Genomic DNA, 10858 nt, shown 5'->3' on the forward strand with positions numbered 1-10858 from the left:
AAATTTAACTGTACGAAGTTTCATAACGAAATCATCAACAAATTCTTGGATTTCTGATTCAGTAAATGTACCACGAGCAAGGTCACGTTCTGCAAAGATATCCAATACGATTGGCACACGTCCTAGAGATGTTGCTGCACCGTTGATAACACGGCAGACAGCCATAAAAGCAATGTTAACCCATTGGATAGCTTCTTTAACGTTCATCGCTGGTTTACGAACATCAACTCCGTAAAGGTCACCCAAGCGTACAACTTGTTGCAATGCTTGGTATTGAAGGTTTACTTCTTCACGAAGGCGGATTGTTTCTTCATCGATTTCTTTGATTGCATTCCAGTCGTTGACTTTTTCTTGCATCAAGTAGTCTGCTCCGTAAAGAGCAAGACGTGCGTAAACACCGATGATACGTCCACGTGAGTAGGCATCTGGAAGACCAGTTACAGTGTGAGCGTGACGAGCGCGACGAATGTTTGAAGTGTAGGCACGGAAGATACCGTCGTTAACTGTTGTTACATATTTAGTGAAGATTTCGTGAACAGCTGGATCTGGTTCGTATCCATTTTCTTTCAAAGTTGTTTCAGCCATACGGATACCACCTTTTGGCATGAAGTTCAATTTGAAGAGTTCATCATTTTGGATACCAAAGATCACTTCGTTTTCTTTGTCGATAAATCCAGCAGGAATATCAGCAATAGAAGTTGGACGAGTGTCCATTGGGAAACGAGTTTCTTCGTAGTGTGCTTTAGTTTCTTCTACGATTTTTTTGATGTGGAGTGAACGTTCTGTTGGTCCTGCAAGGAAGCTTTCATCTCCATCATAAGGAGTGTAGTTTGCTTGTACAAAGCGTGATACACTTGCTTTTTCTTTCCAGTCAACACCTTTAAAGCCTTCCCAAGCTTTGTCAAAAATGTCCTGTGCTTCAACAACTGTCTTAACAACCATGTTAATTCCTCTTTTTTCTTTCTAGTAACAGTCATCTGTTACATTCATGTATTCAGTATAACACACAGTAAACGATTTCAACAACTAAAAACTCACTTTTTAAACACTTTCTTTTCTAATACAGTTCGAAATATATAACAAACTGTATTATATTTTTGAAAGATGTTATTTGGTTTTCATTTTTTTCAGAAAAAGAGTATAATAAAATTAAACAAACTAGCACTGAGAGGTTTCTCCATGTTGATTTTTCCACTAATGAATGATTTATCTCGTAAAATCATCCATATTGACATGGATGCCTTTTTTGCTGCTGTTGAAATTCGAGACAATCCCAAACTTAAAGGGAGGCCAGTTGTGATTGGTAGTGATCCTAGAAAAACTGGTGGTCGAGGAGTTGTTTCTACCTGTAGTTATGAAGCGCGAGTCTTCGGCATCCACTCAGCTATGAGTTCTAAAGAAGCCTATGAACGTTGCCCTCAAGCTGTTTTCATTTCTGGAAACTACGAAAAATATACTGCTGTCGGTCAACAGATTCGAGCTATTTTCAAACGTTATACGGATAATATCGAGCCTATGAGTATCGATGAAGCTTATCTAGACGTGACTGAAAACAAACTCGGTATCAAGTCAGCTGTTAAAATCGCTCGACTAATTCAACAAGATATTTGGCAAGAACTTCATCTGACTGCTTCTGCTGGTGTGTCTTATAATAAATTCTTAGCTAAAATAGCCAGCGATTACCAAAAACCTCGAGGTCTGACAGTTATTCTCCCTGATGAAGCTGAAGATTTTCTCAAACAAATGGATATCGCTAAATTCCACGGTGTGGGTAAGAAAACAGTTGAGAAATTGCATCAAATGGGGGTATTTACAGGTGCTGATCTTTTAAAAATTTCTGAAATTAGTCTCATTGATCGTTTTGGTCGACTCGGTTTTGACCTGTATCGCAAAGCTCGTGGCATTGATAATTCTCCCGTCAAATCCAATCGCATTCGTAAATCTATTGGAAAAGAAAAAACTTATAGTAAAATTCTCAATCTAGAAGAGGATATCAAAAAAGAGCTAACTCTCCTTTCGGAAAGAGTTGCCCTGAGTCTTCAAAAACATGAAAAATCTGGAAAGATTGTTATTTTAAAAATCCGCTATGCTGACTTTTCTACAATGACTAAGCGGAAAAGCTTATCTCAAAAGATCCAAGATGCTGAAACTATTTCACAAATGGCTATCCAACTTTACGAATCTCTGACAGATAAAGATAAGGACGTTCGCTTATTGGGTGTCACTGTGACTGGATTTTAAAACCTTGAAGGAAGTAGCTTCCCTCAAGGCTTTTTTCTTATACAAATAATCGAACGAAGCTATAAAGTAGTAAGACACTACCTAGGACAATACGATATTTTCCAAACATTGTAAAGTCGTGTTTTTTAACATAGCTGGTCAAGAAACGAATGGCAACCATGCTGACTGCAAAAGCCACTACCATTGCTACCAAGAGCAAGAAGAACTGACCAAAACTCAGCACTTCTCCCGCTTTGATGAATTTAAAAATCTTCAAAGCGCTGGCTCCAAACATAACTGGAATTCCTAGATAGAAGGTAAATTCTGTTACCACTGAACGACTGGTTCCATTTAACAAACCACCAACGATAGTGGCACCCGAACGGCTAGTCCCAGGTAAAAGAGCCAAGACTTGGAAAAGTCCGATATAGAGGGCCGTTTTATAAGGCAACTTGTCTAGCTCTGTGACTGTTGGCTCAATCGCTTGCGCTTTGTTACGTTTTTCAAGATAGATAAAGGCAACCCCATAAACAATCAACATAATGGCTACTGAAACCATATTATGGAAGTGAGTGTCAAACCAGTCATCAAACTTAAAGACAAGGAGAAGAGGGAGAGTCGCAACAAATACTTTCGACCATAATTGCCAAGTTCTACGAACTTGAACTTTATCTTTCCCTGGTTTGAAAGGATTAAGTTTGTTAAAGTAGATAACCATAACGGCTAAGATTGCACCAAGTTGAATAACCACGTTAAACATAGACATAAAGGCTTCACTTTGGTCTTTATATTGGATAAATTCTTCCGCTAGGATCAGGTGACCAGTACTTGAAATCGGCAACCACTCCGTTATTCCTTCAACAATCCCAAAAAAGATCGATTTTAAAATTTCAAAAAAATACATAGATTACTCCTTTTTCTACCCTCCATTATATCATACTTTTAAAGGCTGTGTTGAGTTTTCTTTAGAAAGCACCAATACTTCCACCACCGCCACCGCCTGAAAAACCTCCACCAGAGCTACCGCTTCCAGATGATACAGAGAAAGTACTTGCTGTATTTGCGACACTAGCATAATGGCTCATTTGTGCTGTTGAATGATAAAACATACTGTTCCAGCCATAAGCTACATAGAGATTGATATCTGGATTTTCTACTTGTATGTGATGAACCTTCATCAAATGACTGACCTTGTCCGCATAGCCAAATAAGGTCGCGTAGACCAAGAGGCGATTCCAGACCACAATACTTTCCAGCTCAGCCTGATCCAATCGTGCAATGTCACGCAACATATTTTCAAAACTGGTCCAGAGATAGTAGACTTCTGCTCCTGCTTCATTTAGGACACCATCACGATTATCTAGTCGAAGCTTCCAATAATAGAAAACAGCCAAAACCAAACCTAGAAAACCAAGTATTGGCAAGGGGAGGTAAAAATAAGCATGAACATCCAAACTATACAAGAACAAACCAAATCCAATAAATAGGGGTAGAATAGTAGAGAGTCCCATACCTACTTGCAAGGCCTTTTCCCCACGAGTTAAAGGGCGATAATAATCTGGTAGTCCCCAGAAGGAAACTCGCTTTCTCACTCCTTCTTGCATCTCTTTCAATGCTTCTTCGAAAGAAGATTTGAGCTGAAGCCCCCTTGCTTGAATCCGTTTTTCGTCAGAGACTTTTGCTCTACGATAAAGACTATCAGATACCTTGTAATCCGCAAACAAATTGGAAAGAGTTGCTTCTTTTTTTCCTGAAAAGGCCAGATTTAAGCAGTCTTTCTCAAAACTTGACAAACCATCTTCTTTTACCAGCCTCAAGCCAACTGCATCTCCTTCTGAAATAATAGAGACATTCCCACGGTCTATCACATCTAGCAAGGTAGCTTGAATAAGTTGGTCAAAGGTGAATTTACCTGCTCCTTTGGTTAGAGGACTCACTTCCTCCAAGGAGGTCGAGTAGACAGCCTCCGATAAAACCATAGGCTCTAATTCCATTGGTGGTTCATAGAGACGATGATTTTTAGCATATTTGACTGAAGGAGTGGTCTTTCTTCTATAGATAAAATAGAAGCAGACACTCAATAACAAGGAAATGGAAAGTAGCAAAGGAAATACCCAAGTAACGAGTTGTTTACTCTGATCTTTTTCTCTAACAATCGACTCTTCTATCTTATTAAACTCTTCTAAACGATTCCCTTTTAAGCCCTGATCTGTAGCGCTAGCAAAATCAGTTCGAGGCCAGTAGGCATGCAACTCAACTCCACGCTTAGACGGAAGATTGTCTAAACGAATCGTATAGTCATGACCACTCTGTTCAATCCTTCCCTCTCTATAGAGTTGCCCTGTGTGGAAAAAGAGTTTTTCGGCCCCATTATCTCCCATCACATGAAACTCAAATTTTTCAATAGATTCTGAACTATCTGTTAAGAGTTGCCAATTTAATTCAGCGATATCATCATATAAAAAAAGAAGATTTTTCAATTGCCAGGTAAGTTCCACTTCGACCCTATCCCCTTCCTGACCTGGATTATAGACTTTAACAGTATAACCATTCGTTTCTTCTGTCACTTCGCTAGTAAGATTTTCGATTTTATGACCATTTTTAGATGCCTCAACCTTTGGCTGAGGATCAATATAAAATCCGCTAGGCATCTTGCCAGCACGTCCAAGTCCCACGATTTGGCCCTTAAAGTCCTCCTCAAACTGGTAAACTATCTTCTGCCTAAATTCCGCTGTATTGTCTGCATGAATATACAGTTCTCCTTTATAGGATGGAATGCTATAATCCACGGCAAAAACCAATTTTGGAACAATTATCAGACAAGTAAATATAAGTACTATTAACCATCTTTTTTTCATAATATAGCCCCTTTTAACCTTTTTCTCATTATATCATTTTTTTACAAGTAAGGGTTTACTAAGATTGAAAAAGTTCCGCTTTTTCGATACAATAGAGAGAAGCAATTTTAGACTAGAAATAGGAGAAATCATGAAAAAATTATGCTTAACTATCCTTGCTAGCCTGGCTCTTACTTTAGGACTCGTTAGCCAGGTCCAAGCCGATGAATATTTACGCATCGGTATGGAGGCAGCCTACGCACCCTTTAACTGGACTCAAGATGACGACAGTAACGGCGCTGTCAAAATTGATGGAACCAACCAATATGCTAATGGTTACGACGTCCAAATAGCTAAAAAGATTGCTAAGGACCTAGGTAAAGAGCCCTTGGTTGTTAAAACCAAGTGGGAAGGACTTGTTCCAGCCCTTACTTCTGGTAAGATTGATATGATCATTGCAGGTATGAGCCCAACTGCTGAACGCAAACAAGAAATTGCATTTTCAAGCAGCTACTATACTAGCGAACCAGTACTTTTGGTCAAAAAGGATTCTGCCTATGCTAACGCCAAATCATTAGATGACTTTAGCGGAGCAAAAATCACTTCTCAACAAGGTGTTTACCTTTACGACTTGATTTCACAAATCTCAGGCGCTCAGAAGGAAACTGCCATGGGAGATTTCGCTCAAATGCGTCAAGCTCTTGAAGCTGGTGTCATTGATGCCTATGTTTCTGAACGACCAGAAGCCCTAACTGCTGAGTCAGCAAATGCTAAGTTCAAAATGATTCAGCCTGAACCTGGTTTTAAAACTGGAGAAGAGGATACCTCTATCGCTATCGGTCTTCGTAAAGACGACGAACGTATCAGCCAAATCAATGCTAGTATTGAAACTATTTCTAAAGATGAACAAGTTGCTCTCATGGATCGTATGATCAAAGAGCAACCAGCAGAATCTACAACGACAGAAGACAGCAACAGTAATTTCTTTGGCCAAGTCGCTAAAATTCTTACTGAAAACTGGCAACAACTCTTGCGTGGTGCTGGTATTACCCTTCTCATTTCAATTATCGGTACCATCGTTGGTCTCGCTATCGGTCTTGCCATCGGTGTTTTCCGTACTGCACCTCTATCTGAAAACCAATTTATCTTTGGAATCCAAAAACTAATCGGTTGGATTCTCAATATCTATATTGAAATTTTCCGTGGAACACCTATGATTGTACAATCTATGGTTATCTACTATGGAACTGCCCAAGCTTTCGGGATCAACCTAGACCGTACGCTAGCTGCTATCTTTATCGTTTCAATCAACACTGGTGCCTACATGACTGAAATTGTTCGTGGTGGTATTTTGTCTGTTGATAAGGGACAATTTGAAGCGGCAACTGCACTTGGTATGACTCATAACCAGACCATGCGTAAGATTGTTTTGCCTCAAGTTGTTCGAAATATTCTACCAGCGACTGGTAATGAATTCGTCATCAACATCAAGGATACTTCTGTATTGAACGTTATCTCTGTAGTAGAACTTTACTTCTCAGGAAATACAGTAGCAACACAAACCTACCAGTACTTCCAAACCTTTACCATCATAGCAGTTATCTACTTTGTCCTCACCTTCACAGTAACGCGTATCCTACGCTTCATCGAAAAACGCATGGATATGGATACCTACACGACAGGTGCTAACCAAATGCAAACGGAGGATTTGAAATAATGAGTCAACCAATCCTTGAAATCAAACACCTCAAAAAATCCTACGGGCAAAACGAGGTCCTAAAAGACATCTCTCTCACTATTCATAAAGGTGAAGTGATTTCTATCATCGGTAGTTCCGGTAGCGGTAAATCAACCTTCCTACGTTCTATCAACCTTCTCGAAACACCAACTGAAGGTGAAATCCTTTATCACGGTGAAAATGTCCTCGAGAAGGGCTATAATCTCACTCACTATCGTGAAAAACTAGGTATGGTCTTCCAGTCCTTTAACCTCTTTGAAAATCTCAATGTTCTTGAAAATACGATTGTTGCACAGACAACCGTTCTCAAACGTGAACGATCAGAAGCAGAGAAAATTGCTAAAGAAAACCTTGAAAAAGTTGGAATGGGAGAGCGCTACTGGCAAGCTAAACCTAAGCAACTTTCAGGTGGTCAAAAGCAACGTGTCGCCATTGCTCGCGCACTTTCTATGAACCCTGATGCCATTCTCTTTGATGAGCCAACTTCAGCCCTTGATCCTGAAATGGTCGGTGAAGTTCTAAAAATCATGCAAGAACTAGCTCAAGAAGGCTTGACAATGATCGTTGTAACCCACGAGATGGAATTTGCTCGTGACGTATCACACCGTGTCATCTTTATGGACAAAGGTGTTATTGCAGAAGAAGGCAAACCTGAAGATTTATTTACAAATCCTAAAGAGGAACGTACAAGAGAATTTTTACAACGCTATTTAGGATAAGACAAAAGCGGTTGAATAAACCTCTTAAACCAAGAGTTGTTTTCCTATTCAATCCCCAATCAACATTGAGTCAAAGGCTCATGAACATAAGAATATAAAAATCAAGGTCGGAGTTTTTTATACCGACCTCTTTTTATATACTTTAAAATCACTTTTATCCCTTCTTCTGTTTCCTGAGCAAGTAATGCTTGTAGCTCTATTCCTAATCTTTTATTTGATTTTCATGAGTGAGATCACTCCTCTACTGTCAACCTAGTTCATCCTTACAGATAGATTTGTTTAGTAGGTCATAGCATGGCTATTTCGCCGTTCTATAAATAAAAGCAGACTCTAATTAGAGTCTGCTAGTATCCAAAGATTAATCTTCAAATTTTTCATGATTTTTTTCATAGAAATCAATTAATCCAAGGGCTGTTTCAAAGGAAATATTTTTAACTTTTGCACGTCCTTGAGCTAGAGCAATGATAGACATTTCACGTGCATTCGTTTCTTTAGAAATACGATAACCAGTGATCTTCTTATCACGAACCCAGCTAACAACTGATTCTACTTTTTCAAAGTTAGTCTTAGCCATGTTTTTCTCCTATTTTATTCTTTACGATATTTAATTGTATACGTTTTTATGGCATTTGTCAATAACAAAACATATATCCAATCAAATAAGACGTTAAGATTTGGTTTACTTGGCTTTTAAAGCCGATAATATATGGGTTCGTATATCTTCAACTCCGTTAGGATTTGCTGGTAAGAAAATTGTATTATTACCTTGTTTTTCTGCAAAATTATTCAATGTATCTAAATACTGGTTAGTTAACAAGATTGACATGATTTGCTCTTCAGTTAATTCAACATTGGCTCCTTTTAACTCTTTAATAGAATCAGCAAGTCCATCAACAATTGCTTTTCGTTGCTCTGCGATCCCCACACCATGTAGGCGATCCTTTTCTGCCTCTGCTTCGGCCGCTGTTACGATCTTAATTTTATCTGCTTCGGCCAATTCTTGTGCTGCTACTCTCTTACGTTGAGCAGCATTGATTTCATTCATCGATTGCTTGACTTCCGCATCCGGCTCTACTTTGGTAATGAGCGTTTTGACGATAATGTACCCATACGTTGACATTTCTTCCGCTACTTGTTTTTGAACTTCTAATGCAATTTCATCCTTTTTCTCAAACAATTCATCCAAAGTTAACTTAGGAACTGATGAGCGCAATGCGTCTTCAATATAAGATTTGATTTGAGCCTCAGGTCTCATTAGTTTATAGTAAGCATCTGTAACATTTTGTTCATTTACTCGGTACTGTGTCGCAACATTCATCGTCACAAATACGTTATCTTGAGTCTTGGTTTCCACAACGATTTCACTTTGCAAGAGACGTAGTTGTACACGAGCTGCAATTTTATCAATGCCAAATGGTGCACGTAGATGAATACCACTGTTGCTCAATTTTTGATACTTACCAAATCGTTCAATGATAGCTACTGATTGTTGTCGAACAACATAGATTGAGCTCATTAATATAGCTCCTACAATAAGCATTAGAATAATTAGAACAAGTATAACTTTTAAAACCATGGGAATCTCCCCCTTTCTTCACTTACATTATAGCACTAGTAAATAGGTTAGGCAAATAATATGATAAAAATTTCATAGCATATTAAACAAGCATATTATATAGGGTCTCATTCCCATTCAAGTTAATATAAGATGGGTCAAATTTTTCCATCCGGTGAATCAATCCCGCATAATCATGTTTATCAGCAAGTGCAACCCCTATCAATACTGGACCAGTTCCCTTGCTAGCTCGTTTGATATATTCAAAACGAGTAATATCATCATGAGGTCCTAAGATATCATTTACAAACTCTCGAAGTGCTCCCGGACGTTGTGGGAAATTCACTACAAAGTAATGCTTGATACCATCATAAATCAAGGCACGTTCTTCCATCTCTGGCATACGGTTGATGTCATTATTCCCTCCAGAAATGATACAACAAATGGTCTTGCCCTTAATATAATCGGATAATACTTCTAGAGCTGCGACACTAGCAGCACCCGCAGGTTCTGCTACGATACCTTGTTTAGAGTAGAGATCAATTAAGGTCTCAGAAATCAAGCCTTCATCTACACCGATAAGAGTTTCTACATGTTTGCGTGTTGCTTCATAGGTCAACTGCCCTACCTTTTGCACGGCAATTCCATCCGCAAACTTATCAATTTCTTTAAGTTTAACCGGTCCCCCAGCTTCAAAGGCAGCCTTCATAGAACGAGCACCTTCAGCCTCTACTCCAATGACCTCAATCTGAGGATTTGTTTCTTTAATATAAGTAGAAACACCTGAAATGAGACCTCCGCCTCCAACAGGTACCAAGACAGTATCAAATTCAATAGATTCTTTACGAGCTTCTTCTAAAATTTCATAGGCTACCGTACCCTGACCAGCTTGAACATAGGGATCATCAAAGGGGTCAATAAAAGTACGATTTTCAGCTACGGTAAAGTCTTGAGCAGCCTTGGCTGAAGCATCAAAAGTATCCCCTACTAATTTGATAGTAACAAAATCTCCTCCAAAGAAACGAACCTGACCAATTTTCTGTTGAGGTGTCGTAATTGGCATAAAGATTGTTGCAGGAATCTTCATCTCATTACATGTGTAGGCAACTCCTTGAGCGTGATTGCCCGCTGAAGCACACACTACACCACGTTCACGCTCCTCTTTTGTCAATTGGGAAATTGCGTAATAAGCCCCACGAATTTTAAAAGAACGAACACGTTGAGCATTTTCCTTTTTAAGATAAATTTTCGCTCCGTATTTTTCGGATAAATAATGATCGTAGTCAAGTGGAGTATTGGCTACTACACCACTCAAAACCTTGTGGGCTTTCACCACATCTTTTGCACTTAGCATAATCTCCTCCCAGATGAGTTTTCAAGATAAAAAGCGAGTTAGGTTCCCCCCAACTCGCCTTCTGTTTATATTCTTAAAAATTAGTTGTAGATCTTGAATGCATCATCGTCGTTTTTACCGACAAATGGCATTGCTTTACGCAATTCTGCACCAACTTTTTCAATTTCAAGGTTAGCTGCTTGTTCACGGTAGGCAGTCAATTTTGGACGTCCAGCTTTGTAGTCATTCACAAAGTCGTTGGCGAATTTACCATTTTGGATGTCCGCAAGAACTGCTTTCATGTTTTCTTTGACTTGTTCAGTGATTACACGTGGTCCTGAGACATAGTCACCATATTCAGCAGTGTTTGAAATTGATTGACGCATTTTCTTGAATCCACCTTCATAGATCAAGTCAACGATCAATTTCATTTCGTGAAGAACTTCAAAGTAAGCC

9 protein-coding genes and 1 pseudogene are annotated in these 10858 nt (G+C 39.0%); 3 read left to right on the top strand and 7 right to left on the bottom strand.

Features of this window, described 5'->3' with window-relative positions:
* Positions 1–942: pyruvate formate lyase family protein (locus E7C97_RS07960; RefSeq protein WP_316108785.1), on the bottom strand; the 942-nt coding region annotated here is incomplete at its 3' end.
* Between the two features lie 237 nt (positions 943–1179).
* On the opposite strand from E7C97_RS07960, the gene dinB reads away from it, so the two are divergent.
* Positions 1180–2241: a DNA polymerase IV gene (gene dinB, locus E7C97_RS07965; protein WP_316108786.1), complete on the top strand. Its 1062-nt coding sequence runs from the start codon at positions 1180–1182 to the stop codon at positions 2239–2241.
* A 37-nt stretch (positions 2242–2278) separates the two neighbouring features.
* Here the strand turns inward: dinB and E7C97_RS07970 are convergent, their stop codons facing one another.
* Entirely contained in the window at positions 2279–3124 is an 846-nt protein-coding gene (locus tag E7C97_RS07970; protein WP_316108787.1) for an undecaprenyl-diphosphate phosphatase, read from the bottom strand.
* A gap of 61 nt (positions 3125–3185) precedes the next feature.
* Positions 3186–5078 (bottom strand): DUF2207 domain-containing protein, encoded by a 1893-nt coding sequence (locus E7C97_RS07975; protein WP_316108789.1) that lies wholly within the window; start codon positions 5076–5078, stop codon positions 3186–3188.
* A 130-nt stretch (positions 5079–5208) separates the two neighbouring features.
* Here E7C97_RS07975 and E7C97_RS07980 point away from each other — a divergent pair, with 130 nt between their 5' ends.
* Positions 5209–6774: an ABC transporter substrate-binding protein/permease gene (locus E7C97_RS07980; RefSeq protein WP_316108791.1), complete on the top strand. Its 1566-nt coding sequence runs from the start codon at positions 5209–5211 to the stop codon at positions 6772–6774.
* Positions 6774–7514: an amino acid ABC transporter ATP-binding protein gene (locus E7C97_RS07985; protein ID WP_000081949.1), complete on the top strand. Its 741-nt coding sequence runs from the start codon at positions 6774–6776 to the stop codon at positions 7512–7514. Before E7C97_RS07980 ends, E7C97_RS07985 begins: the two co-directional genes overlap by 1 nt.
* 358 nt (positions 7515–7872) lie before the next feature.
* Here the strand turns inward: E7C97_RS07985 and E7C97_RS07990 are convergent, their stop codons facing one another.
* The 4 genes and pseudogenes from E7C97_RS07990 to E7C97_RS08005 all read right to left on the bottom strand — a co-directional run.
* Positions 7873–8088, bottom strand: coding sequence for a hypothetical protein (locus tag E7C97_RS07990; RefSeq protein WP_001140700.1), 216 nt, complete (start codon positions 8086–8088; stop codon positions 7873–7875).
* 105 nt (positions 8089–8193) lie between these two features.
* Positions 8194–9090, bottom strand: coding sequence for an SPFH domain-containing protein (locus tag E7C97_RS07995; protein ID WP_000243418.1), 897 nt, complete (start codon positions 9088–9090; stop codon positions 8194–8196).
* Positions 9091–9172: 82 nt separating this feature from the next.
* A complete protein-coding gene (gene ilvA / locus E7C97_RS08000) occupies positions 9173–10423 on the bottom strand; it encodes a threonine ammonia-lyase IlvA (RefSeq protein ID WP_316108794.1) in 1251 nt (416 codons plus the stop codon).
* 80 nt (positions 10424–10503) lie between these two features.
* Positions 10504–10858 (bottom strand): annotated as a pseudogene (locus tag E7C97_RS08005) (ketol-acid reductoisomerase); the annotation flags it as partial.

It is taken from the genome of Streptococcus sp. (genome assembly GCF_032481935.1).
GTDB lineage: Bacteria > Bacillota > Bacilli > Lactobacillales > Streptococcaceae > Streptococcus.

What these genes read in the sequence shown, in the direction of transcription:
- E7C97_RS07970 (WP_316108787.1), bottom strand. Translation starts at nt 3,124, where the DNA reads ATGTATTTTTTTGAAATTTTAAAATCGATCTTTTTTGGGATTGTTGAA.
- E7C97_RS07975 (WP_316108789.1), bottom strand. Translation starts at nt 5,078, where the DNA reads ATGAAAAAAAGATGGTTAATAGTACTTATATTTACTTGTCTGATAATT.
- dinB (WP_316108786.1), top strand. Translation starts at nt 1,180, where the DNA reads ATGTTGATTTTTCCACTAATGAATGATTTATCTCGTAAAATCATCCAT.
- E7C97_RS07980 (WP_316108791.1), top strand. Translation starts at nt 5,209, where the DNA reads ATGAAAAAATTATGCTTAACTATCCTTGCTAGCCTGGCTCTTACTTTA.
- E7C97_RS07990 (WP_001140700.1), bottom strand. Translation starts at nt 8,088, where the DNA reads ATGGCTAAGACTAACTTTGAAAAAGTAGAATCAGTTGTTAGCTGGGTT.
- E7C97_RS07985 (WP_000081949.1), top strand. Translation starts at nt 6,774, where the DNA reads ATGAGTCAACCAATCCTTGAAATCAAACACCTCAAAAAATCCTACGGG.
- E7C97_RS07995 (WP_000243418.1), bottom strand. Translation starts at nt 9,090, where the DNA reads ATGGTTTTAAAAGTTATACTTGTTCTAATTATTCTAATGCTTATTGTA.
- ilvA (WP_316108794.1), bottom strand. Translation starts at nt 10,423, where the DNA reads ATGCTAAGTGCAAAAGATGTGGTGAAAGCCCACAAGGTTTTGAGTGGT.